17 protein-coding genes are annotated in these 24,653 nt (G+C 58.2%); 1 reads left to right on the forward strand and 16 read right to left on the reverse strand.

The features are described 5' to 3' along the window. Positions 1 to 13: 13 nt before the first annotated feature. From NSQ80_RS14235 to NSQ80_RS14310, 16 genes are all read right to left on the reverse strand, one after another. Positions 14 to 985, reverse strand: a complete 972-nt coding sequence (locus NSQ80_RS14235; protein WP_009225548.1) for a PhoH family protein — start codon at positions 983 to 985, stop codon at positions 14 to 16. Between the two features lie 6 nt (positions 986 to 991). Then, complete coding sequence (gene yqfD, locus NSQ80_RS14240) at positions 992 to 2,173, reverse strand: sporulation protein YqfD (protein WP_009225547.1); 1,182 nt, start codon at positions 2,171 to 2,173, stop codon at positions 992 to 994. A gap of 3 nt (positions 2,174 to 2,176) precedes the next feature. Further along, a complete protein-coding gene (gene yqfC, locus NSQ80_RS14245; protein ID WP_009225546.1) occupies positions 2,177 to 2,464 on the reverse strand; it encodes a sporulation protein YqfC in 288 nt (95 codons plus the stop codon). 309 nt (positions 2,465 to 2,773) lie between these two features. Beyond that, entirely contained in the window at positions 2,774 to 3,217 is a 444-nt protein-coding gene (locus NSQ80_RS14250; RefSeq protein ID WP_009225545.1) for a GatB/YqeY domain-containing protein, read from the reverse strand. A gap of 16 nt (positions 3,218 to 3,233) precedes the next feature. Next, positions 3,234 to 3,407, reverse strand: coding sequence for a 30S ribosomal protein S21 (gene rpsU / locus NSQ80_RS14255; protein WP_005547957.1), 174 nt, complete (start codon positions 3,405 to 3,407; stop codon positions 3,234 to 3,236). 131 nt (positions 3,408 to 3,538) lie between these two features. After that, the gene (locus NSQ80_RS14260) at positions 3,539 to 3,904 is read right to left on the reverse strand and encodes a histidine triad nucleotide-binding protein (protein WP_009225544.1); all 366 of its coding nucleotides are present in this window, start codon (positions 3,902 to 3,904) and stop codon (positions 3,539 to 3,541) included. Between the two features lie 247 nt (positions 3,905 to 4,151). After that, positions 4,152 to 5,306 (reverse strand): ABC transporter permease, encoded by a 1,155-nt coding sequence (locus NSQ80_RS14265; protein ID WP_009224098.1) that lies wholly within the window; start codon positions 5,304 to 5,306, stop codon positions 4,152 to 4,154. A 1-nt stretch (position 5,307) separates the two neighbouring features. Continuing rightward, a complete protein-coding gene (locus tag NSQ80_RS14270) occupies positions 5,308 to 6,432 on the reverse strand; it encodes an ABC transporter permease (protein WP_339299543.1) in 1,125 nt (374 codons plus the stop codon). 43 nt (positions 6,433 to 6,475) lie between these two features. Beyond that, on the reverse strand, positions 6,476 to 7,411 hold the full coding sequence (locus NSQ80_RS14275; RefSeq protein WP_009224100.1) for an ABC transporter ATP-binding protein: 936 nt from the start codon (positions 7,409 to 7,411) through the stop codon (positions 6,476 to 6,478). 137 nt (positions 7,412 to 7,548) lie between these two features. Then, entirely contained in the window at positions 7,549 to 8,661 is a 1,113-nt protein-coding gene (locus NSQ80_RS14280; RefSeq protein WP_260070466.1) for a sensor histidine kinase, read from the reverse strand. A 3-nt stretch (positions 8,662 to 8,664) separates the two neighbouring features. Further along, positions 8,665 to 9,408, reverse strand: coding sequence for a response regulator transcription factor (locus NSQ80_RS14285; RefSeq protein ID WP_339299545.1), 744 nt, complete (start codon positions 9,406 to 9,408; stop codon positions 8,665 to 8,667). Positions 9,409 to 9,488: 80 nt separating this feature from the next. Next, a complete protein-coding gene (locus NSQ80_RS14290) occupies positions 9,489 to 12,959 on the reverse strand; it encodes an AAA family ATPase (RefSeq protein WP_339299547.1) in 3,471 nt (1,156 codons plus the stop codon). Next, on the reverse strand, positions 12,956 to 14,155 hold the full coding sequence (locus NSQ80_RS14295; RefSeq protein WP_339299549.1) for an exonuclease SbcCD subunit D: 1,200 nt from the start codon (positions 14,153 to 14,155) through the stop codon (positions 12,956 to 12,958). The genes NSQ80_RS14290 and NSQ80_RS14295 overlap by 4 nt, the downstream gene beginning before the upstream one ends. A gap of 101 nt (positions 14,156 to 14,256) precedes the next feature. Next, positions 14,257 to 18,282 (reverse strand): helicase-exonuclease AddAB subunit AddA, encoded by a 4,026-nt coding sequence (addA, locus tag NSQ80_RS14300; RefSeq protein ID WP_260070469.1) that lies wholly within the window; start codon positions 18,280 to 18,282, stop codon positions 14,257 to 14,259. Beyond that, entirely contained in the window at positions 18,279 to 21,821 is a 3,543-nt protein-coding gene (addB, locus tag NSQ80_RS14305) for a helicase-exonuclease AddAB subunit AddB (protein WP_260070470.1), read from the reverse strand. The genes addA and addB overlap by 4 nt, the downstream gene beginning before the upstream one ends. Before the next feature lie 253 nt (positions 21,822 to 22,074). Continuing rightward, positions 22,075 to 23,448: a class I SAM-dependent rRNA methyltransferase gene (locus tag NSQ80_RS14310; RefSeq protein WP_339299552.1), complete on the reverse strand. Its 1,374-nt coding sequence runs from the start codon at positions 23,446 to 23,448 to the stop codon at positions 22,075 to 22,077. A 173-nt stretch (positions 23,449 to 23,621) separates the two neighbouring features. Between NSQ80_RS14310 and NSQ80_RS14315 the strand changes: the two genes are divergently transcribed. Next, positions 23,622 to 24,647, forward strand: coding sequence for a Na/Pi symporter (locus NSQ80_RS14315; protein ID WP_339299554.1), 1,026 nt, complete (start codon positions 23,622 to 23,624; stop codon positions 24,645 to 24,647). Positions 24,648 to 24,653 lie beyond the last annotated feature (6 nt).

The raw sequence follows: 24,653 nt of genomic DNA on the forward strand, positions 1-24,653 counted from the left end.
ACGTCTGGGAAGCTTACCCTTGGTTTTCGGCAGCGCGGTCGTACGCCATAATAATCTTCTGGACCAGCGAATGACGAACGACGTCGGACTCGGCAAATTGGACGAATCCGATCTCTTCGATTCCGCTCAAAATCGCCTTCGCTTCGACCAAACCGGATTTCTTCCCTTTGGGAAGGTCGATTTGCGTCACGTCCCCGGTAATTACCATTTTAGAACCAAAGCCTAGCCGAGTCAGGAACATCTTCATTTGCTCCGGCGTCGTATTTTGGGCTTCGTCCAAAATAATAAAGGAATCATCCAGCGTCCGGCCCCGCATATAGGCAAGCGGCGCGATCTCGATTAACCCGCGCTCCAGCGCCTTAGCGGTCTGCTCCGGTCCCATAACATCGTACAATGCATCATACAGGGGACGCAGATAAGGATCCACCTTCTCCTGGAGATCCCCAGGCAAGAATCCCAGGCTTTCCCCTGCTTCGACCGCCGGACGAGTCAAAATAATCCGTTTGACCGAGCCTTCCTTGAGCGCGCTAATCGCGAGGACAACGGCCAAATACGTTTTGCCTGTCCCGGCAGGGCCGACGCCAAAGACGACGTCCCGTTTCTTAATCGTCGTAACGTAGTGCTTCTGCCCGATCGTCTTCACCCGAATCGGCTTGCCGCGATAAGTAATGGCAATTTCACCTTTATATAAATCAAGCAGCTGATCCGCGCGGAAATCCTTAGCCAAATCGACGGCATATAACACGTCCCGTTCGGTCAAGATATATCCGTTCCGAATCAGTTCTAGCAAAACTTCAAACAACTGCTCTACCTTCTCCGCCTCACGTTGTTCCCCGCGGATGGTAATTTCCGATTCTCGCAAAACAATGCTTGCTGGTAAATGCTGTTCAATTAATTTCAGGAACGAATCCTGAGGGCCAAACAAAGAGAGTCCTTCAGCCGCACTGTGAAGCGGTAATTTGATGTTCACCAGTTGTTCCGACAAATAGCCTCATTCTCCTTGATCTTGTACTATCGGCACTTCTTCCGAAATGTTCTGTTCTACTTCGAAATGCACTTTTATATAAACTTTACCATTGTCCGCCTTCTCATGCAAAATTTTTTGATCCAGAATGACGCTATCCGTGCCGTATTTCGCCAGAATATCGCGCTTCGCTCGCTCAATTCCCTCCTGTTTTGCTTGTTCCTCCGTCCGTTTCAGTTCAAGCTCCGTCGTTTCCATCACCTTCTCGGTCATCCAGCCAATCGGGAGCTTCCAACCGCGCCATGTCAACGGATCCTGATCGGTCATCGTCTCTGATTGTGCATAAGTCACTTTGCCATAACCGGTTAACTGAATCGCAGTATTGCCAAAATATAAATACCCCCGTTGCTTGCGCTCTCCCGTGTAAACCTTCTGCTTATATACCAGCGGTACCTGGATGTTATACTCGTGCCAGACAATACCACGGATCTTCGCCACGGGCACGACCAGCTTGCCGCCTTGGAATCCCGACACCAGCACTTGTCCTTTCTTCACCCGATCGTTTTTCCTGACCTCCGGCTGACCTTTTTCCACATAAATATGTGTGATCACCGCGTCATGCTTGCTGATCAAATGGCTTGGGCTGACCAGTTTCTGGTCCTTTGGTTTGGTCGCCTCCACCACTTGGATCGTGATTTTTGTCCCCGTACGGGTAACCCCAACCCAGGACGTGCCCGGCAGCTTGCGGGTGAGTTCGGCAGACAGCTTGTCCTGCTCAGGCAAACGAAAAATCCATTGAAACGGATAAATGCCCTCTTGTCTAGCCGCTTGAAGAATATCTTGGGAGGCAATCTCCTTGTTCCCTACTACCTCGACATCCCAGACCAGCGAAGATAAGCAAAAAATCGCCGCAACAAATAAAGCGAATCCGGCGATAAACCCCTTCCTCTTCCATACGCGGCCTAACACAAACGGGAGCCCGGAGCGTCCCTGAACCGACATTCGGCAGCCTGTCCGTTTCAAGAGCGGCCGCAGCCGAAAGAAGTCGGGCAGCGCGATCTTCATGTTCATTTGCCCTCCGGGCAAGGGTTGGACATCCCAAATGTCGATGCCCTGGTGAGATATCTCATTCACAAGCTGTTCGATCGATCCTCCGCGGACCGTGATGGTAACGATGCCTCTCAGCTGGTTTAAGGCCGGTGATTTCACGCTTCATTCCCCCGTTCCACGATATTTAATGCCGAAGATCCGCCCTTCCACGACCACTTCTTCGGGCATGATGGCTTTAATAACCAAGCCGCTTCCCTCGACTTCCAGCGTTCCTTCACTCAGCGCCAAATGCAGCGCTTCGGGAGAGAAGTGGACCACGCCCCGATGATTTTCTATATACAGCTGCTGACCTCCAATTAAGGTGAGCCTCGGCAAATCGAATACAAGGTCACTGGGCAGGTCGAGCGCATCGACCGTCCATTTGCGAATTTTGCGGACAAACCGGCTCATATGAGACAATCCTCCTTCCCCTACTGTACAAATTATGCGGCCCTGCTTGGATTTATGAGAATGGAAAAGGAGAAGTAAAAGCCAAGGTTGCTTAGGCCGGCAACCTTGGCTTTCATGGGGGGGATATATAATCGGATAGGAGGCTACCCATGAATTGAGTAGCCGACCTTCCACACCGTACGTACCGTTCGGCATACGGCGGTTCAACCGCTTGACACGTTTGTCCTGGGTTTGCTTATCGCCCATGCCGGGCGCACATGAAAAAACACCTTCTACGAATACATCGTAAAAGGTGTTTGTCTCTCGAAGTTATGGCAAAAGCTGTTGAACCGTCTGGTTTACGAGCTTACCGTCTGCCCGGCCTTTTACCTTGGGCATCAGTGCACTCATCACTTTCCCGAGATCGGCTTTCGAAGAAGCACCGGTTTCCTGGATGGTCTGCTGTACAATGACTTTAATTTCTTCTTCGCTTAGCTGTTCGGGAAGGTACTCAGCAAGGATCTCCGCTTCCGCTTTCACTTGCTCGGCAAGATCGTCACGACCCGCTTTCTCAAATTCTTGGAGGGCATCTTTGCGCTGTTTGATTTCACGACTTAGGATATCAAGCACTTCATTATCGTTCAAAGTTCTTTTCAAATCTATCTCAAGATTCTTGATCGTAGCACGAACCATTCGAATGGTGGAGAGCTTGAACTTGTCTTGACTCTTCATCGCTTGCTTCATATCTTCGTTCAATCGCTCGCTAAGATTCATCGCTGATTAAATCCTCCTAAAACTTTCTCTTACGAGCAGCCTCGGACTTTTTCTTGCGCTTTACGCTTGGCTTTTCATAATGCTTACGTTTCTTCACCTCAGCCAATACTCCATCTTTCGCGATGGAACGTTTAAAGCGACGAAGTGCAGCATCAATTGTCTCGTTTTTGCGAACTTTAGTTTCAGACACCAGTTTTCCCTCCCTCCGACCAGACCGTCCAAGAGCATAACACGGTTCATCAAACTTCATTATAGGGGAAAGAGAAATAGGGTGTCAACCTGAGCACCGGCTTTTTTCTCTTCCAAATTCTAAAAGGAGTTTTAGAGCGCGTGAGAGCTAGAGGATTGCACCAACGCGCCCAGCTTGGCGCCTCCAATCAGATGGTAATGCAGATGCGCGACCGCTTGTCCGCTGTCGGGTCCGCAGTTGTTGATCAGCCGGTACCCGCTCTCTGCAACGCCTAGCTTCTTCGCGGTTTCTTGCGCAACACGGTGCATCTCGCCGATCAGAGCAAAATCTTCGGGAGCCACGTCATTCATGGAAGCGATATGCTTCTTAGGAATGATCAGCACATGTACCGGTGCAGCGGGTTGAATATCGTGGAAAACAAGAACGCGATCATCCTCATACACCTTGTTCGACGGGATCGTCCCCTCGACGATTTTACAAAACAAACAGTTGTCCATCGGAAAGCCTCCTAAACAGATTCTGTGATAGGTTTCATTTTACCGAAAATAGGCAAAAAAAAGAAGCACCCTGCCGCCTCACAGAATGAGTTGGCTTTACGCACGGACGTATTGGACGGAAAAAGCAACGACTCTTTCTGTCACCAATACGTCCGGCGGGGTGCTTGCAAATAGGATGTCGGCTAACTGTAGTATAACAGCAGGTTGATACTGTTACTGTGATGTACATCACCGGCGAATGAATATTTTAAATGAAATTACGCGTATCGTTGTTCCGTGCGATCTTATAGGCTGCCAGCAGGAAGAAAACCAGGGCAAACGCGGCAAGTACAGACAGGTTAAACCAGATCTGAGCAAAGCCTACGCCTTGCTGCAGCGTTTCAATCGACTGCAACACCCAGTGCTGCGGCATGAACTCGGAGATCCGCCGCACCGCTTCCGGCATGATCTCGCTTGGGAAGAAGCAGCCCGCGAGCAAGCAGGACGGCGTCACGATAATATTTTGCAGAGCGCTGGAGATGCCGCTGTTCTTAGAGAACACGACGATCACGAGCGACAGGCCGATCGATACGAGCGCAAACAGCATCAGAAGCAGCGCCATCCGCCCAAACGGAATCCCAGTATCGATGTGGAACACGACCTCCAGGAAAAACAGGGTGACCACAATCTGTACCGCCATCACCACGAAATTGACGATCAAGTTAGAAATCACAAAATGCTTGGCGTTGATCGGAGAGGAAATCACACGGAAGAAGGTGCGGTCCTCCCGGCTTTTCAGAATCAACTCCGACAAATTCACGGCTGACATCATCATCAGCATAACCAGGAAGCCAATCGTTTGATACGTCATCGCATGCTTTTGCTCTACAGAGCTGTCAGCCGACTGGACGGTGAACGTAATCCCGGAGTGCTGATAATCTTCGTAAAGCTTGGCAAACTTCGCTTCGTCTCCCTGAGCAACCCGGGTAAGGGCAGCCAGATTACCGGTGTAATTGTAGAGCATCGCTTTCATGTAGGCGGTGACCTGAGCGCCTTTGACCGATTGAATTCCGATATGGTCGGGCTCCCCGGCAAGGATGCTTTGCGAATAGCCGGCCCCCAGCACCAGACCGCTGTCCAGCTTCCCGGCTGCCAGTTGTTCGCGAAGCCCTTGCTCCGTTACTTCCGTCAACTGAATCTGATCCAGCCCTTCCAGAAACCGGATCGTATCCACCGCGATCGGTTCATTCCCGTCATGATTCACAACGCCGACCCGCAGTCCGGCACTTTCGCTGTTGCCATAAATCATGAGCGATAATAAGACTCCAGCCAGCGGCAGGGCTACATATAGAATGAGATTACTGCGTTTACGAAACGTCTTCCGCAAAGTTTGGGAAGTCAACCACCAAATGTCCTTGAGCATGTTACAGCCCCTCCTTGCGCCGCATCATCCAGGCTGCCGCTGCCAACAGAACGACGCCTAAACTTAAATTTAGAGCTACAACCGGCCACATCGCCGAAACTTGATTGTTATAAATGATTTGCGTAATCGCTACGTTCGCCCATCGAACCGGTGACAATTTGGCAGCCGCCCCCATCGGGCCGAGTTCTCCCATAGGAAAGTACGCTCCGCCTAAGAACGCTGCGACTTGAGTAAAAATCAAGATCACTCCTTGCGTTGCCGCCTCTTTCAGCACATAGCTTACTGCGAGCCCCAGACTGACGGCCATGATCACTTCCGAGCCTAACACGGCCAGCACCGCACCCGGATGCTCTCCCCAATAAGCCTTAAAGACATATTTACTAAAGAGAATCAGGAGGATCACGCACAGCAGGTTAATGACCACGTTGCCGAGTACCTTGCCGGCAAAAATCTCGCCTTTGGCAATCGGAGACGCCGCAAGCCGGATGCTGGTCCCCTGCCGAATCTCCCCGGTGATCAGCCGGCTGGCGGACAGCGAGCCCCACAAAGCGATCATGGTGGTCATCGCCAGCGCGTAATAATCAAGCGATCCGGGCTGACGGTCGGCTGCAATCGAGGTTTCTTTGATGTAATCCTGGTTATTCACCGCTCCCGCCGCCATCGCTCCTTCCGATTGGCCAGGAGCGTTCTTCTCAATAGCCATTATCGCGTTATATTGCTGGGCAAAGGCCGTCAGCATCCCTTGCACGACATTGCCCTGAATGGCATCCCGACCGCTTAAGTAGAGCAACACGCCTTGGCCGCTCAGTTCTACGTACTCATCGTAATGGTCGGCTTCGACCTCTTTCCGGGCATCTGCCCCCGGAGCCAGCGTCTCGAACGTTAGTCCCATACCGGCCGTTTCTTGGGCAAAAGCCTTGAAGGCTTGTGTTAAAGCCGGATTGTCACCGTTATCCTTCACCAACACGCGAATATCCCCTACCTGGGCGGTGCTGTCAAAAGCGTTCGACAGGGCTGTACCCAGAATTAACATCAGCACAATCGGAAAAGCGAGCATAAACACCAGCGTCCAACGGTTGCGCGCCTCCTGCTTAAGCTCCTTAAGTGCAATCGATAATGTATTCATTCCTCAGATCTCCTCCCAAAGCGATCGGTTTGCGACCGCTGCTCTAGTCCCGCAAGTTGCGTCCGGTCAGCGTCAAGAACACCGTTTCCAGATTTGGCTCCTGCTCCTCAACGGAACGAATGACAGCCCCGCCGTCGATTAACTGCTTCAGGATGCCGCTAAGGTTATCCACCGACAAGTCGCTATGAATACGAATTTCGGATTCCTGTGCCGTTACTGTCCTTACCCCGGGCAACCGCCGGATCAGCCCCAGGAACGCTTCGCCATCCTGTTTCAGTTCAATGCGCACTTCCTTCACATCGGTGATCGTGGCGATCAGCTGCTCTTTGGTACCGTCCGCGATAATTTTGCCATGATCGATAATGGCGATCCGGGAGCAGATTTCTTCAACTTCCTCCATGTAATGGCTGGTATAAATGATCGTGCAGCCCATTTCGTTCAGCTTCCGGACGGAGGTGAGAATGTAGTTGCGCGACTGCGGATCAATGCCAACCGTAGGTTCGTCCATGATGATCAGCTTCGGCCGATGGGCAATGGCGCAAGCGATATTCAGCCGCCGCTTCATCCCGCCGGAGAAGTTCTTCGGAAAGCTCTTCGCCTTATCCTCCAACCCAACAAAATGAAGCGCTTCCTCAACCCGCTCCTTCAGTTCTGCTCCCCGCAAGCCGTACAATCCGGCGAAAAACTTCACGTTTTCATAAGCGGTCATATCCTGGTAAATCGCCAAATCCTGCGGAACAATGCCTAGGTTCATTTTGGCGAAGCGGTTGTGCTTGCTGATGTCTTTATCCAAAATGCGGATCTCCCCGCTCGTCGGACGCAGCAGCGAAGCGGCCAGATTGATCGTTGTGCTTTTGCCGGCGCCGTTGGATCCAAGAAATCCGAAGATCTCCCCTTCCCGCACGGATAAGGACATATTGTCAACTGCGATAAAGTCGCCGAATTTTTTCGTGAGTCCGCGAATCTCTAAAACGTTCATTGCAACCTCTCCATTCTGCTTCGTTCTTGACCTTATTGTAGAAAAAAAGGATGCCCTTATGTCAGTGCATAAGTTCATCCTTTGCGCATGAGAAAATTCATATTGTCTTAGGGGCGGACCCATGCCAATGAAGTTCTTCATGATTCGGGAGGTGCGTAGGGAATTAAGGTGGTCACCTTGAATCCCTGCGTGCCGTCTGCGATCACCGTGCCGTTCACCGCAGCCGCGCGCTCTTCCATACCGATCAAGCCCATTCCTTTGACGATCTTGGCTTGCCCTCGGCCATTGTCCGTTACGACGGCTTGAATCCATTTGCCGAGAACCCGCACTTCGACCTGTACGGAGGTAGCTCCACTGTATTTGGCCGTATTGGTCAGCGCCTCCGTCACGTTGTCATAAATGATTTTCCAATAAAGCGGTGTAATCTTCTCCAGATCTCCGCTATGGACGACCAGGGTCTGCAGTCCGGAACGGTTGCCAAAGGCTTCTACGGCGCTTTTCAACCGATGGATCCCTAACTGCTCCACCGGAGGCTTCATGTTCTTCAGCGTTTGCCGGATACGTTCAATCGATTCCTGGGCAATGCCAATCGCATTCTGCAGCAGCTTCTCCGCCCCTGGCGGGTCGGTATGCAGCACACGCTTGGCGGCCTCCATCTGGATCAGCGCCCCAGTCATGGAGTGGCCAACGCCATCATGAATTTCCTGGGAGAGACGGTTTCGTTCTTCCAGCTTATACGTGTATTCCGAAGCCCGAATGAAGTCCTCATTGTCGTTCAGCCGCTTCCGCAGCTTATCCTGAGTCAAACGCAGCTTGTCGAGCTGCTCCTCCTGCCGGCTTAACCTCATCAGCAGGCGGCGGACATGATGCCTGTTAAGCAAGCTGATGATCACGATAAACGCGTATACCGCTGCCAGCGTCCCTTTCAGGAAGAGCAGCGGTACTGCAAGCAGCGCCGCAGCAACGATGAGCGTGCTCTTTCCCTTTGCCATTTCATAGGTGGTTGGCGGCAGCAGCAGCACGAACTCGGGAGAGACGTAAACCGCGCAACAGGCGCAGTAGATCAGCATCGCTCCGTACAGCGCATTTCGATACGCCAATTTGGGAAGCAGAAGCGCCGTGAGGTCCAAGGCCAAATAAAGTAAAACGATCAAGATCAGCCAGGGGGACGGGGAAGCTTCCCTCGCATAGATCAAAGCAATGGCCAGGCCCAGCACGAGCCACTTGTTGCCGATGCTCCACCGTTCCATAAGCTAGCGGACCCTCCCGGTCAAGTAATAAATGGCGATTTGCGTGCGGTGCTCCAGCCCGGTTTTGTTCAGGATCGAGGTGATGTAGTTGGCTACGGTTCCCTCTGATATAAAAATTTCCTTCGCGATTTCCTTGTTGGACAAGCCCTTGGCAATTCGGGACATGACCTCCAGCTCCCGTTCGGTGAACCGCTCCAGATCGCTTGGCGACAGGCCGGTGCCTACCGGAGTTGAAGCTGCAGCAGGAGTCACCGGCGATGCAGTCGCATTCGCTTGCGCGCTCACCGATTCCGGCGGAGGCGGCACCTCCGCTTCCTTCGAAGCTCCGCCAGAGGCAAGCGTCTGCTTGAGCTTGTCCAGCACAACGTCCTGCAAGACGTTGTGGCCGTAATACACGCTTTTGATCGCGTCGCGAATGCGTTCCGGGTCGTTATTTTTCAGCAAATATCCTTTCGCGCCAAAACGGATCGCGTCCATGACGTATTCATCGTCGTCGAAGGTGGTCAGGATCAGCGGCTTCGCCAGCCCTTCCTCCGTCAGCAGCCGGGTCGCTTCCACCCCGTTCATATTTGGCATCCGCACGTCCAGCAACGCAATGTCTACCGGGTTGGACCGGCAGTACTCGACCGCCTTTTGTCCGTCCTCCACGGTCTCCGCCACCTCGAATTCCTCAAAGCTGTTTAAAATAATTCGCATTCCCTCACGGATAAACGAGTTATCGTCTGCGATCAGCACCCGTATCTTCATACCGCTCCTCCGTTTCGTCTCCTTACTCGGCGGCGTTGCCACAAGGCCCGCCTTGCGCTTTCTTTCTAAATTTGTGAAGGCTACAGCCGTTCCAGCTTAATCCGGGAACCGGCCCCGCCGCTTTCCGCCGGAATCACCACCAGCTTGCGGGCCAACCGGGTCTGCAACTCGGCAACGTGGCTGATAATCCCCACCGAGAGATGGTCGTGATGCAGGTGCTCCAGTGAGGTGATGACCGTATCCAACAGCTCGGGATCCAGCGTCCCAAAGCCTTCGTCCAGGAAAAAGAATTGCAGCGGATATTGGCCGCGAAGCTGAATCTGCGCTGACAAGGCCAGCGCCAGCGCCAGGGAAGCCAGGAAGGTCTCCCCGCCGGACAACGTCGCCACCGGGCGCTTCACGCCGCCGCTCGCATCGTCGCGGATGACAAAGCCGCCGCCGGAGTCGGTCTCCAGCGCATACCGCTGCTTCGTCAGGAACCGCAGACGTTGGGAAGCCGCATGGCTGACATTCATCAGCTGCTCCTCCGCGACATACTCAACGAACGCGTTCCCGCGCAGCGCTGATTGCAGCTTGGCGAGCAAGCCGGCTTCATGCTCCAGCTGGCTGCGGACCTGCTCCAGCTCCTGCCAGCGGACATGGCGAACCTGCAGGTCCTCCCAGTCCCGCTCGGCCCGGGCTTTTTGCTGCAAGGCCGCTTCATCTTGCTCTTTCGCCGCGGCGAATGCCGCTCTACTTTGCTGCCATTCCTCGTCGCCGACCGTTTGTCCCGACAGCTTGGCGTCCAGCTCACTTAGGCTAATCACGAGCTCCTGCTCCCGGCTGCGGTGTTGCTGCACCGTCTCCGCGATCGATTCCGCTTCTCCCGGGGCAAGCAGGTTATTCAATACGGAAGCTTCTTCCTCAAAAGGCGACGCCTCCAGCGCTTGAAGCCAGCGGGCCGCAAGCTCCGCCTCCTGCTCCCGGGCCGATGCGGCCGCTTGAGCAGCCAGCGCTTCCGCTTTGGCGAGCTCATGGCTTCGGGCCGCTGTTTCCGTCTGCATTGCTCGGCTGCGCTCCGCCTGCTCACGAAGGGCCGCCAGCTTCTCCCGTGCTTCGGTTAGCAGCTCATCAACCGGACGTTCCCCGGCCACGGCGTGCAATCTCTCCTGTTTCTCCCGCAGGAGATCCTGTTTCCCTTGCTCCTGTACTTCCCATTGGACCAGCGTTTTGTCCAGCTCGATCATTTCGCCGGTCAATGCCTGCAGCTTGGCCGTTTTCTCCTCGATAAACGGCACGCTGACGGCCAGCCGGCCCCGCAAATCTTCGGCCAGCCGATCCTTGGCGGCATACGTCTCCATTTGCCGGGCGGCTTCCTCTGGCGAGAGGTCCGGGTAAAGCTCGGCCCACTCGCGCTGCTTGGCCGCGAGGGCCTCGCGGTGCTGCGCGCTGCGGGCGGCCGCCTGCTTCAGCTGGCCGGAGGCCGCGGCTTCCGCCGCTTCGGCGGCGGCACGCTGCGGCTGCAAGGCCGCCAGCGCGCTTTGCGCTGCGCGGCCGTCCCGCTGCAGCGCCTCCAGCCGGCGGCGGCAAGCGGCGTGCCGCTCGGCCAGCGCCGCGGCCTGGCGCTGCAGGGCCGCGAGGCCGGCGGGCGCGGCTGCGTGCGGCGCGGCGAGCGCAGCCGCTGTGGCGGCGGCTTCGGCGCTGGCGGCGGCTTCGCCCGCAGCAAGCGCGCCTGGCGCAGAAGCAGGCTCGCCGCTGTAGCCGAAGGCGCCGTCCTGGGCCAGCGCCTGCAGCAGCGCGCTGCACACGTCGCGGTCGCGGGCGACGGCGAACTGCAGCTCGCGGGCCTCCGCGATCAGGGCGGCGAGCGTCTCAAGCTCCGCCTCCTCGCCGGCGCCCCCGTCGTCATCGCCCTCGGCCGGAGCCGGATGATGCGCGGAGCCGCACACCGGGCACGGTTCGCCGCTGTGTAGCTGCTCGGCTAACCGTGCCGCCCACAGATGACGTTCACGGGCTTTCAGCGCCTGACGCAGCGAGTGTTCGTATCCGGTGAGCTCAGCAGCATGTTGCTGCAACTCCTTCTCCACTGCCGTCAGCTCCAAAGCGGTTTCCGCGAGCTGTCCGGCAAGCGCTTGGCCGGATTGCTGTACCTCGGCAATCTCCCTCGCGATTTGCTCCAGCTTGCCTGCAGCCTGCTGCAAGCTCGTACGCGCAGCCGCTTCCTCGGTCTCCGCTTGCGCAAGCTGCTCCTGCAACGCGGCCAGCTGCTGGGCCAGCCGTACGGCAGCTTGCGCTTGATGACGCTCCTCGGCCTTAACTTCCGTGTCCTTCAGCTGCTGCTCCAGCTCGCGCTGGCGCGTCTGCGCCTTGGCCAGCAGCTGCTCCTCCTTCGCCGTCTGCTCGGCGAGGTGCTGCTTACGCTGCGCGCCCTCCGCGCGCTGCGCCGCGAGCCGCTGCAGCTCGGCGCTAAGGCGCGCGGCCTCTTCCTGCAGGCTGCGCGCCTGCTCCAGCTGCTCGAGCCGCACGAGCAACGCCGGCTCCTCGCGGCCGAGCGCCGCCGCTGCGGCTTCGGCAGCAGCGCCGGCCTCGGCGGCCGCCGAAGCCGCGGCCCGGGCGGCCTGCTCGGCCTCGGCCGCTTGCTGCGCGCGGACGGCGGCGGCGCGCTGCGCCTCTTGCCAGGCCGTCAGCACCGGCCTGAGCGCCTCGGCGGCGCTCCCGCGCGCCAGCTTCGCCTCCAGCGCGGCGATCTCGCCGCCTTGCGCGCGCAGCGCCTCCAGCTGCGCCGCACGCTCGGCGCGCTCCACCGCCAGCTCGCGCACTTTGGCGAGCTGGTCGTAGCGCTGCTGCGCGAGCAGCAGCTCGCGGCGCCGCTGGGCGGCGAGCGCTGCGGCTTCGCGCACCGCTGCCGCCGCTTGCTCCAGCGCCTCGGCGGAGGCATTGCCGAGCCCTTGCTGCTCGGCAGCGACCTCAGCGCGACGCTGCTCGTTCACTCTGACCTTGCGGGTCAGCTTCTGCCCGAGCAGGTCGCCGTATTTCTCCAAGTGGAACAGGCGCTGCAGCATCGCCCGTCGGTCCGCCCCCTTCAGGGACAAAAACTCGGCGAATTTCCCCTGCGGTAATACGACCGCGCGGGTGAAATCGTCCATCTTGAGGCCCAGCTTCTGTTCCACGCAGCGCGTCACGTCAGCGAGCTTGTCGGCGATCACTTTTTCCTCATCATCCGGCAGAATTTCGATAAACCGGCTGATCGTATTGCTGACCGACAGCTCGCCCTGGCGCTTAAACCGCCGCTCCACCCGGTAACGCTCCGTCCCGGCAGCAGAGGTCAGCTCGAACGTAAACGCGACGAACAGCGCGTCTTCCAAATGGTTCATAATCCCTTGGGTTCCGCCGGATGCACGGCCGACCTTGCCATAAAGGGCCAGCGTGATCGCATCCAGAATCGTCGACTTCCCGCTGCCTGTCGGCCCAAAAATGCCAAACAACCCTGTCTCGCACAGCTCGGTAAAATCGATCGTCTGCATCTCACGGTAGCTTTGCAGCCCGGCTAATTTCAGCGTAATCGGCTTCATCGGCTTACTCCCTCCATCGCTCCATCCGCATCCGCACCTTCGTCCTCTTCTTCGGAGACGAGCGACATAAACAGCTCGACCAACTCGGCCTCCGGCTCGGCTCCGCCGGTTTGCCGCTGATAAAACTTGCGGAACAGCTCATGCACCGGCACACTCTCCCGGGAGGCCAGCTCCTCCTGCAGCTCCCGTCCCGGATATACCGGCCGGATATGGACGATCCCGTCATGGGCTTTGCGCAGCGCCTGGATGTCGCCCAGCGACATCGCTTCGCTCAGACTGATTTCGAGGTCGATAAACGCATTCGCGTCCCTCCCCTCCTCCAGCCAGCGGTACGCTTCTGCCAGTCCGCCCCGGCAGCTCCAGCGCACCAGCGGCCGCCCGCTGCTCAGGTACAGCTCCTCCAAGATCGGCTCCTTCCCGGGCGCCACGTCCAGGAGCATCACCGATTTGGCTTGTCCTGCCTCAGAAAAAGAATACGCCAGCGGCGACCCGCTATACCGGGTCAATCCGCCTCCCTTCACCGCCTGCGGCCGATGCAGGTGGCCCAGCGCCGTATATTGCGCGCCGATGTCCAGCGCCGACGGGTCCACGGTATATGCGCCGCCAACCTGAATCGGCCGTTCAGAGTCAGACTCCACGCCGCCAAGCACATAGATATGGCTCATCGCGAGGTTCACCGTGTCCAGGCGAAACGCACCGGCCAGCTGGCGCATCAGCAGCCCTACCTTGGCGCTGTAGGCAAGCCGCAGCTCGGATTCATCCGCGTCGCCGGCCAGCAGCTCGGACAGCCGGGCTTCGGAAGGATAGGGCAGCGCGGCGATGACCGCCGTCTCCCCGGTGCGCGGCACGGGAACGGTGATCGCCTCCGGCACCGGCAGCCCCACCAGCGAAATGCCCCGGCGCGCAACCAGCGGCGATACCGCGGCCACCCGCTCCGGCTGGTCATGGTTCCCGGCGATCACCGCCAGATGACAGCCGGTCTCCGTCAGCCGCGCCGCCGCCTCATAGAACATCGCTTCCGCCGCAGCCGGCGGGTTCACACTGTCATAGACGTCGCCCGCCATCAGGACGAGATCAACCTGCTGCTCCTTAACCATCTGCACCAGCTCGTCCAGAAACGCCTCCTGCTCTGCGAGCCGGCTGCGTCCCTCCAGCGTGCGCCCCAAATGCCAATCGCCCGTATGTAAAATGCGCATCCGTTTCTCCCCCTTGATTCCGGCCAAGTACGCCGGCGTTCAAAACATCCCTTTTTTCATAAAGCCGTAAAACCTGCAATTCTATCCATACTCATTTTAGATTACAGTCTCACCGCTTGGCCGCCGTCGAAGAAATACAACCACTTCTCATCCACGGTCGAACCGGTGATCTCCTCAACCGCCTTGGCGTACAGCTCCAGCTGGAACCGGTACGATTCCGCCAGGGCCGCAGCGCCGCCGCGATGCTCCAGCACCCGGTCGCTTTTGTAATCGAGCAGGTACACTTTGCCGCCTGCAGCGAACAGGCAGTCCACGATCCCCTGGATCAGCACCGTTTCCCCATCCAGCTCCCGGATTGCGTCGCCTGCTGTGCCGTCTTGCATGGCTTCCAAGCCCCCCAGCTGCGGCGAGGCTTCCGCTGCAGGCAGCCCGTAGCTGAACGGCATCTCACGTTTCAACCAGTCCGCCTGCCGCAGCAGTTCGCCAAGCGGGCTCTGCAGCAATCTGGCGATGCTATCCACCTCGATGGCCGCAGCCTGCTCAGCGGTCATAATCTTCCGCTCGATCAACCGGGCGAGCGTCGCTTGGACGACCGCGATTCCCGGCTCTGCGTCAAACGGCAGATGCTGCATCAGCGTATGGTAGGCCACCCCGCGTTCGGTTGGGGTCAGCTTGCGCTGCTCCATGAACCGTGGCCGCCGCAGATGCAGCTTGAAATCCGGCTGCTCTTCCGCCTCCGCCTGCTCCCGCTCGCGCAATAGCTCCGCTTCGGCGAAGACGTCGCGCACCGGCTCCTCCTGCAGCATCAGCAGCGCCTTCATCTCCGTCACCGAGGTTTTGGCCGCGATTCGGCTTGCTGCCGCATAAGGATACGTCCAGCTGAGCCGGGACTCCACCATAGCTCTCATCTCAGCGGCCTCGGTACCGTCCGCATCCTCTGCAAGGACCGCTGTCGGCTGCCCGGACAGCAGCGCCTTGATTTGCGCCGTGTCCACCGCCGCAGCCTCTGCAGTTGCTGCCGCTTCTGTTTCCGCTCCTCCGTTCTGTCCCGCCGAGCGGGCGGAAAGAAACGCGATGTGCCAGTCAGAAGGGCTGTCCGCTAACACGGCAGGGCCAACCTCCGGCAGCCCGGCAAACTGTCGCAGCTCGCGCGCGCTTGGATGGCGAATCAACGCCGGGCCGATCCAGTCGAGATAGCAGCGGCCGCGCGCCAGCAAGTAATCTGGCAGCTGCTGTTCACTTGCCTCAAGTGCACCGCCCCAAGCTTCGACGGACTTGGTGAGATTTTTGACCGAGGAGACGAGCACGAGCTTGTCCTTCGGGCGGGTGAGCGCCACGTACAAGACGCGCATCTCCTCCGCCAGCAGCTCCATTTGCGCCCGCCGCCGGATCGCCAGGTTCGGCAGCGTCGGGTAGCTGACGCGCGTGTTCGCGTCGACGTACTTCGGACCAAAACCCAGCTCCTTATGCATCAGAAACGGCGCGTTCAGATCCTGCCGGTTAAATTGCTTGGACAGTCCGGCGACGAACACAACTGGAAACTCCAAGCCTTTACTCTTGTGGATCGTCATGATCCGAACGCCGTCGCCCTGTTCCCCGGCATCCCCCGGAGCTCCAAGGTCTCCGCCGTTCTCGCGCAACCGTGTGACGTAACGCAAGAAGCGGAACAACCCGGGCGCAGAAGACGATACCTCGTATTGTCTCGCCCGATCCAGCAGCGCCTGCAGGTTGCTCTGACGCTGGGTTCCGCCCGGCAAGCCGCCAACCCATTCCAGATAACCGGTTTCCCGGTAAATCTCTCGGATCAGGTCGCCCAGCTGTCCAACCCGCGCCATGCTCCGCCAAGCTTCCAGCTGCCGTAAGAAAGCCTGCAGCTTCAGCGCCAAAGCATCATTGGCCGAAGGTTCAATTTGCCCCGTCTCCGGGTGATACACCGAGGCTTCCCCGGCGTCGCCTCCCCTGCTGTCGCTCAAAGCCGACTCCGCATTCCCTGCGGCTGCCCGTGCGAGCACCGCCTCATAGTAACGGCCGCTTGGAGAAGCAAGGCGAATGTCCGCCAGCTCCTCCTCGGAGAAATCGTACAGCGGAGAACGCAGCACCGCCGCCAGCGGAATATCCTGCAGCGGATTATCGATCACCTGCAGGAGCGACAGCATCGTCTCGACCTCGGACGCCTGAAAATACCCCTGGCTCAGTTCCCCGTACGCCGGGATTCCTTCCATCCGAAGCTCCTCGATCATCGCCGGCGCCCAGGTCAGCGTTGAGCGCAGCAAAATCACCATGTCCCGGAAAGCGACCGGGCGCATCGCCTGCAGCTGTTTGTCGTAGATGCGCAGCGGTTCGCCGCCTTCGCCCAGCATGCCGCGAATGCGGGCCGCGATCGCACGGGCTTCCAGCCGCACCGCTTCAATCAGCGCCGCCTCATCTTCCTCATCCCCGCCGTCGCCGTCCGTCCATTCGTTGTCCCCGCGTTCGGACGAATCTGAACCGCCGCTTGAGCCGTTGTCGCGATCGATCAGCAAGAGCTCGGGCCGATAATCCTCCGCCCCCTCCGGCGGAAAACCTTCTCCATACACCAGTTCCGCTCGTGTATCGTACGAAATTTCCGCCACGCTTTCGTTCATGATTTGCCGGAACAGCAAATTCACCGCATCAACGACCTCACGCCGGCTGCGGAAGTTCCGCGCTAAATCGATGCGCAGCCCGGCTCCGTCAAAATCGTCGCCATAGGTCCGATATTTCTCCAGGAACAGCCCCGGTTCAGCCAAGCGGAAACGATAGATGCTCTGCTTCACGTCGCCGACCATAAACCGGTTGCCCGGGTTCTCCCGGGAGATCAACCGTACGATCGTTTCCTGCACCGTATTGGTGTCCTGATATTCGTCCAGCAGCACCTCATCGAATTGCCGGCGGTATTCCAAGGCAGCATCGGACGGCCGAAGCTCGCCCGGCTCCGAATCCGGATGCCGCAGGATCTGCAAGCAATAATGCTCCAGGTCGGAGAAATCGAGCCAGCCCTTGGACACTTTTTGCAGCCGGTAACGTTCCCCAAATTCGCTTACGAGCTCGGACAACGCGCCAAGCAGCGGAGCCATGTCATGCATCTCCCGCAAAAACGCCTCCGGCGGCCGGCCATAGAGTTGCGTGCGCAAATCGGTCACCGTCTTCTTCGCTTCCTCCCGCAGCGCCTTAACCCGCTCCTGCACCTCCGGATCGGTCTGGTCTTTCTTGACCGGCTTCAGCTTGCCGAAGTTCACAGCCTGAAAGGCGTCATACAACGAAGCCCAAGCTCCGCCTGCCACCGCTTCCTGCAGCGAGCGGACCACGTTCAGATCGTCCTCCAGCGTGACGGCGTACGGCTCCGGCCCTCCTGGAGACAACGCCAGCGCCTTCGCTTGAGTCAGCAAGCTGATCGCGCCTCCCAGCGCCAACTTCGTATCGGCCAATAGGCTTTGGACCCATGCGCTCTTCTCTAAGGCATCGAGATCCGGAGCCATAAAAGCTGAGGATGCTTCCTGAAGCCAATGATCCGGCCAAGGATGGCTGCGCGAGAAGTCGTAAAGCCGCTGCACCAGCGTAAAGACCGCCGTATCGCTGCGCTCTCCGCCAAACAGATCTACCAGCTTCAAAAACGGGCTGTCCTCCGGTTCGCTGCCGTATTTGTCCTCAAGCAGCTCCTCCAGCACCTCTTGACGCAGCAGCGCCGTCTCGCTTTCCGAGGCGATCCGAAAGCCCGGATCTAACGGGATCAGCGTGTAATAGCGTTGGATCACTTCCATACAAAACGAGTGGAGCGTCGTGATCGAAGCACGCCCCAACATGGCCAACTGATGGTTTAGGTACTCGTTGCCCGGGTCCTTGGCCAGTTCCTTCTCCAGCGCTTCCGTGATCCGCCCCCGCATCTCCGCGGCGGCGGCTTTGGTGAACGTGGCCACCAGCAGCCGGTCCACGCTCAGCGGTTGTTCGCGGTCCGTCAGCTTGCGGATAATCCGCTCGACGAGCACCGCCGTCTTGCCGGACCCGGCGGCCGCCGCCACCAGCATGTCGCCGCCGGACAGAGCGATCGCCCGCCATTGGTCGTCGCTCCAATAACTGCCGGCCGGTTTGGGTTTCATCGGGATGGTCATGAAGGATTCGCCTCCTTTCCGCGCTCCTGTCCAAGGAGCTGCCAAATTTCGTTTTTGCCCGGTTTGCCGAGGACGTGGTATGCATTGCCGTCCAGCGCTTCCTCAAAGCGGCACACCGGTTTGTAGGGACAAAACGTACAAGCCGTTTCCAGCCCAAGCCGATATGGGGCAATCTGCACGTCACCGTCGGTGATGCGCGTGCCGATCTCCGTAATCGTCCGCCGCACAGAACCCAGCAGCGTATCCCACTGCTCCGGCGTCGCAACCGAGGCGCTGCTATAAAAGCCGCCGTCCGCCTTGATCGCCACCGGGATGATATCGGAATAGCCTTTTTCCAGCTGAGCGTCCATCTTCGCGATCACATCCCGGTCTGCCAGCAGCAGGCCCTTCATCTTGAATCGCTTTAACAGCTCCTGCTGCGCCTGCTCCGCGCTCATGCCGTTGCTGCTCTGCAGCAGCGGGTTATGCACGTGGAAATACAGCGTGCCCGCAGGGAGCGCAGGCTGGCCAAGCCAGGCTTCCGCCGAGGACAACAAGACGTCCAGATACGTGAGCATTTGCAGCGATAAGCCGTAATACACCTCATGCAGCTTCAGGTCGGTCTGGCTTGACTTGTAGTCGATGACCCGCAAGAGCAGGCCTTGCTCCCCTTCCGCCATGTCCACACGATCAATCCGGCCGACAATTTCCATAACGCAGCCGTTCGGTAACTCAAACGTCAGCGGAGGCAAGGGCCGCCCTGGTCCAAAATCCAACTCCAGTCCAACCGGTTCAAAGCTGCCCCGGCGCGCTTGCTCGCCAAGGATCAACGAAGCACGGCCGACGATAGCTTTCAGCTTGCGGGAAATATAACCGTAGCGCTTGGAGCTTAACAGGATTTCTCCCTGCAGCTTGGGCGCCAGTTCATCAACGGCCGAATTGGCCGCCTGAATCGCCTCCTCCGGCGTGAGGCTCCCCCAGCTGCGGTTTTGCGCCTTAAAAGTGATCGCCATCTGACTGAGCGCAGCGTGAAACAACTGTCCGATGTCCGGCGCTTGCAGCCGGTAAAGCTGGCGTTCCTTCAGCTTCAGCCCATGCGAAGCGAAGTGCGCAAACGGACAAGCCGAGAACTGCTCCATTCGCGACACGCTTGTCCGCAGCCGCTTGCCGTAAAGCCGTCGGCTCGTTGCCGGCGTCAAACCGCGCACCCGGTTACGATAATCCAGTGAGGTCAGCAGGCGCGCCGCTTTGCTCTCCCATTCCGGCCGGGTCTTGTACCATTCCAGCACACGCCACCATAGCGGTGAAATGGACTCTCCCGCCTTCCACAGCCGCAGCTGGCCGATTAAGGCGTTCAGCGCCGGGCCCGGACGGGAGACGAATTCAAGCTGCGACGCCATCGGATCGGCAGAACTGCTTGCAGGTCCTGGTGTTAACAGCAGCGGCCGCTCCGTTAGTCCCGGGAAAATCCGCTTCACATGCCGGATCACCTCCGACGGCAAAAGCGCACCGCCCTCTCCGTCGGCAGCAGGGTAGCTCAACCACAGAGAACGGCTTGCCCCAGACAACGCTTCGTAAATGAGGAAGCGCTCATCCAGCAGCTTGCGGGCCAGCCCCGGAGCCAGCTCCAAGCCAAGCTCCGCCAGTCGCTCCCGCTCCTGCTCGCTGAGCACACCCTCCTCCTGCAGATTGGCCGGCATGATCCCTTCGTTGATGCCAAGCAGGAACAGATGCTTGACTTGCCCCGAACGCGTCCGCTCCGTACTCCCGATCAGCACCTGGTCGAGCGAAGGCGGCACAAGCGACACCTTCAGCTCCTTGAGCCCGGTCTCCAGCACGCCGGCAAACAGCTCCAGCTCCAAAGGCTCGTCCCCCATCATTTCCACGATCTGGTCGAGCACGTCCAATACCGCGCTCCATAGTTGGCGATGCTCCATCGCCTGACGCGGCTTGCCTTCGCGCACCATCCGATGCGCCAGCACATCCAGACGCTGGGCGGCCTCCACCCGCTCCAGCAGATGGAATACTGCGGCACACATGTCTGCCGCGTTCTTCGCCTTGCGGATCTCTTTCTCAAACGCTGACAAAGGGCCGGCGACCGCAGCGCGGCACCGCTCCAGCAGCTGCAGCTGCTCCATGGCTTTAACGGATGCCGCCGTTTGATCCTCCTGCTCCAGCGACAGGCTTGGCGCCGACTTCCAAGGACGGCCGTCAAACCAACGGTAACCTTGAATCCCGCTCGCCAGAGCATAATTCTCCAGCACATCCATATGCTCGCGCGTCAGGCTGCCGTCCAGCGGCAGAAGAAATTCGCTTTTCACGCAGCGAAATACGTCTTCGTATCTCCAAAACCCGAGTACCACGTCCAACGCGGCCCGGATAAATTCGATCATCGGATGATACAGCATACTTGCTTTCTGGTCAAGAAAATAAGGGATCCCGTATGCTTCCATCGTCGGAGCAAGCAGTTCTTCATAATCCCCTAAGTTGCGCACCAGCAGCGCCATGTCCCGCCAACGCACGCCTTCTTCCCTGGCGAGGCGAACCATCTCGCGCGCCGCGCCTTCAACCTCAGCCCGCCGGCTGGCAGCCCGGTGCAAAGATAGGGCCTGTTCCAAATCCTGAGGCGGCTCGGACTTCGGCCACGGCGAACGCCGCTCGTACGCAGACTCCAGGTACGAAAGCGTCTCGCTCTCCCGAAACCGCGGAAACGGACGGGCCTCCAACAGCTCTGCCGGCAGAACTTCAATTCCCTCTTCTGCGGCCAGTCGGCTCAGCTTAACGAAGGCGGATGCAGGGGTATAAAACAGGTTTAGTTCATGCGGCAGATTTCCATTGCTGTATACCCGGTCCAACGTCAGCGAGACGGTGACGGAAGCCGCCGTCTTCAGCAGTGCGAGGATCGCTGTATATTCCTGCGGCGTAAACGTATGAAACCCGTCAATCCAAATTTCCGCCCCGCGCAAATAAGCCGACTTGCTAGCCCCCTGCGCCAGCTTGACGACATGGTCCTCGTTGTCGATGTACAAGCGGGACAGCTCTTCGTCATACTCCGCAAACAAAAGGCTAAGATCGTGCATTTTATCCTTTAATAAAGGGGATTCCCCTTCGGTCTGCTCCAGGAGTTGATAATGCTCCCGCAGAGCTGAGAAATCCACGTTGTATTTCTTCATTTCCGTGTATAGTCCGGCTATCCGGTCAATTAATCCGAGCTGGTCTCCGCCGTGTCCAAACAGCTTCAACTCGCCTTTGCGGCGGCGCATGAGCTTATATAGCAGCATTTTTTTGCCTTCATCATCGATCGGCACCAGCGCCGCACCGCCGGTTTCCTGCATGACGCGCAGCGCCAAACGGCGAAAGCCAAGCACCTGGGTGCGTACCGTACCGCGCAAGCCCGGGGCCGTGGCGATCCGCTGCTCGATCTGAAACGTGCCTTGCTCCGGGGTTAAAATAATCAGCGGCGGACCGATCGGCTGCTCGCGCAGCTTGGCGGTCACCCGGTCGAGAATGAGGCTGGTTTTGCCGCTGCCGGAGCGGCCGAGTATGAACTGTAAAGACATGGAAGTACCTCCTACGACGGACAATTCGTTAAGTTCCAGTATAGCATAAATACGATCAAACATTCGTATCTTCTTCAAGCATAAGAAAAACGTCAATCGACGTACATTCAATGTAGACAGACCGCGTTTAGCGGAAGTTTTTCTTGCGATATCAGGATGTCAATCCCCCGAAGCTTATACTTTCTGATACCTTAAAAAAGCCCCGTACCGCGAAAGCTCGCGAAACGAGGCTGTTTATCCGTTATATCCAATTTTACAACGCGTGTTTGCTGCGCACTTCGAAAATGGCAAATTTCAGGTAATGTCCTTCGTCCACCCCAAGGATTTGCGGATGATCCTTGCCGGCTGCCCGCCATTCCACAAGGCGCAGCACTTTGCCTGCATCCTCCGCGGCCTCGAGGATCGTCTCCAGGAACAGATCCGGTCGCATATGGTAGGAACAGCTGGCCGTTACCAGATAGCCGCCTTCATTCACCAGCTTCATGCCGTGCAGGTTAATATCTTTATAACCGCGAACGGCACCTTTAACCGCCGCTTTCGTCTTGGCAAACGCCGGGGGATCGAGGATCACGACGTCCCAAGTCCGCCCGCCGCCGGCCGTCAGCGGCACGGAAGTGTCCACCTTGGCGTCTTGGGCCGCACGGCGCGCCCGTTCCTCCAAGCCTTTCACCTGACTGCGCAAATAATCAAACGCATCAGCCACGACAAATTCGACGCGATCGGTGAACCCGTTCAGCTCCACGTTCCGCTTCGCGCTTTCGATCGCATGCTCGGAGATGTCAAGGCAGGTCACCTTTTTGGCTCCGTATTTGCAGGCATGTAAGGTGAAGCTTCCGGTATGCGAGAAGCATTCCAGCACGGTGGCTCCGTCCCAGTACGGGAAAGTGACTTCTTTGCCGTTCCGGTTGACCGGCGCTAGCCGCACGCCGCCGTCTTCCGTCGGCAGTTCCTGCAGCGTGATGCCGCTGCGTCCGCCCCAACCGGTCATCAGCGGCTTGATGGACGCCCGGTTCTCCCGCTGGTCGAAGAAATAGCCCGTTTTTTGCCCCTGCTCAATATCCACCTCGATCTTGAGCCCGTTCTCCGACACGATGACATGGCGCGGCGGCTGGCCAAAGATCGGCCCTTTCACCTGCTCCAAGCCCTCCATTTCCCGGACGGCTACATCGCTGCGTTCATAGATGCCAACGGGATGCAGCACTTCCGACAACGCCTCCACAATCTGCTCCCGACAGCGGTCCATACCCAGTGTAAGCAGCTGTACAACCAGTACGTCACCAAACTTGTCCACGATCAGCCCCGGCAAAAAGTCGGCCTCTCCGTACACGAAGCGGTAAGCATCCTCCTTCACGAACCGTTCCCGATGCTTCAAGCATTCCTGAAACCGCCGGACAAAAAAGGCCGTGTCCATCGCTTCCAACGGCGTATACGACACAACGCGGACGGTAATTTGCGAAGCCGGGTTGTAATACCCGGTGGCCATGTAACGGTTCCGGTGGTCAACGACCTCAACCAATCCGCCCGGTTCCACGTTCCCTTCCAAACGCTCGATTTCATTTTTGAAGATCCAAGGATGCCCTTTTTCCAACCGTTTCTTGCGGCTGCGCTGCAATATGACCCTTGCCACTTAATCCTTCACTCCTCATTAAAAATATGACCCACTGCGCCTAAAGCACCCCTGCGGCCGGGACGGTACGTCAGCTTGGCTGGCATGGAAGTTGTCCGACCGTCATATATGTAACTTGTACGATTGTCGCTTGTCTGCATTTTACAGATGATCCGGGAAGGGAGGCTGCCAATATGTTTCATGAGATCTTGTTTCCAGTGACGTTTGGCTTCGCCCTGTTCCTGTTCGGCATGAAGGTGATGGAGGCTGCCCTGCACGCATGGGCGGGTCCCCGGCTGATCGGTTTCCTTCACCGGACGACGCGGACGCCTTGGACCGGCCTGCTGTCGAGCACCTTCATCACGGCCGTCTTACAGAGCAGCACTGCCGTGACGGTAATGACGATTGGCCTGGTTAATGCCCGCCTGTTGTCCTATGCGCGAACGCTGGGCATTATTCTGGGAGGCAATATCGGAACCTGCCTGACCACGGAGCTGCTTGCCCTTAATATAGCCAAGCTGGGCGTCCCCATGCTGATCGTTTCGTTAACGTTATGGGCGGCCGCTGTGCTGGGAGGCGAAATGCTGCCGGACGATATCAAACGCCGCATGCCATGGTTGTTGCCCTTGCAGTTTGCCACACTGGCCTTAGCCGGCTTCAGCCTGGTGATGATCGCCATCCGCTTTATGCAGTTGATCGGTCCGGCGCTGGAAGAACGCGGCGTGATCTCCTGGCTGCTGGAGCATGCCACCGGCAGCCTGCTGTGGGGCGCCTTCGCCGGCGCCATCCTGACGGCGATCATTCATAGCAGCGCCGCAGTCGTCGCCATGACGATGGGACTCGCCGCCAGCGGTGCCTTGCCGGTGGAATTCGGCATTGCCATGGTTATCGGATCCAACGTTGGCACCTGCGTCACGGCGGTGATCGCCGCCATCGGCGGCACCCGATCCGGCCGATTCGTCGCTTGGTCGCACGTGGCGCTCAACGTGCTGGGGGCAGTGTTGTTCTTGCCGCTGGTTCCGCTGTTGCAAGCGGCGGCAGCCTGGTTAACCAGCGATCTTTCAGCGCAAATCGCACACACGCAGACGATTTTTAACGTCGTCTGCTCCTTGCTGGCGTTGCCTTTCTGCTATTTGCCCATCTGGTCCAAACTGGATCGGCCCGAGGACCTGGATCATCTCGCCGGCCCCCTCCTCCCGAATACGAAAGCGTCTAAATAGCCGTAA

The organism is Paenibacillus sp. FSL K6-2441 (genome assembly GCF_037964765.1).
Lineage (GTDB): Bacteria > Bacillota > Bacilli > Paenibacillales > Paenibacillaceae > Fontibacillus > Fontibacillus phoenicis.

Coding starts and splice junctions, on each gene's coding strand:
- yqfC (WP_009225546.1), bottom strand. CDS start 2,464: ATGAGCCGGTTTGTCCGCAAAATTCGCAAATGGACGGTCGATGCGCTC.
- NSQ80_RS14250 (WP_009225545.1), bottom strand. CDS start 3,217: ATGAATCTTAGCGAGCGATTGAACGAAGATATGAAGCAAGCGATGAAG.
- NSQ80_RS14260 (WP_009225544.1), bottom strand. CDS start 3,904: ATGGACAACTGTTTGTTTTGTAAAATCGTCGAGGGGACGATCCCGTCG.
- NSQ80_RS14265 (WP_009224098.1), bottom strand. CDS start 5,306: ATGCTCAAGGACATTTGGTGGTTGACTTCCCAAACTTTGCGGAAGACG.
- NSQ80_RS14270 (WP_339299543.1), bottom strand. CDS start 6,432: ATGAATACATTATCGATTGCACTTAAGGAGCTTAAGCAGGAGGCGCGC.
- NSQ80_RS14275 (WP_009224100.1), bottom strand. CDS start 7,411: ATGAACGTTTTAGAGATTCGCGGACTCACGAAAAAATTCGGCGACTTT.
- NSQ80_RS14280 (WP_260070466.1), bottom strand. CDS start 8,661: ATGGAACGGTGGAGCATCGGCAACAAGTGGCTCGTGCTGGGCCTGGCC.
- NSQ80_RS14285 (WP_339299545.1), bottom strand. CDS start 9,408: ATGAAGATACGGGTGCTGATCGCAGACGATAACTCGTTTATCCGTGAG.
- NSQ80_RS14290 (WP_339299547.1), bottom strand. CDS start 12,959: ATGAAGCCGATTACGCTGAAATTAGCCGGGCTGCAAAGCTACCGTGAG.
- NSQ80_RS14295 (WP_339299549.1), bottom strand. CDS start 14,155: ATGCGCATTTTACATACGGGCGATTGGCATTTGGGGCGCACGCTGGAG.
- addA (WP_260070469.1), bottom strand. CDS start 18,282: ATGACCATCCCGATGAAACCCAAACCGGCCGGCAGTTATTGGAGCGAC.
- addB (WP_260070470.1), bottom strand. CDS start 21,821: ATGTCTTTACAGTTCATACTCGGCCGCTCCGGCAGCGGCAAAACCAGC.
- NSQ80_RS14315 (WP_339299554.1), top strand. CDS start 23,622: ATGTTTCATGAGATCTTGTTTCCAGTGACGTTTGGCTTCGCCCTGTTC.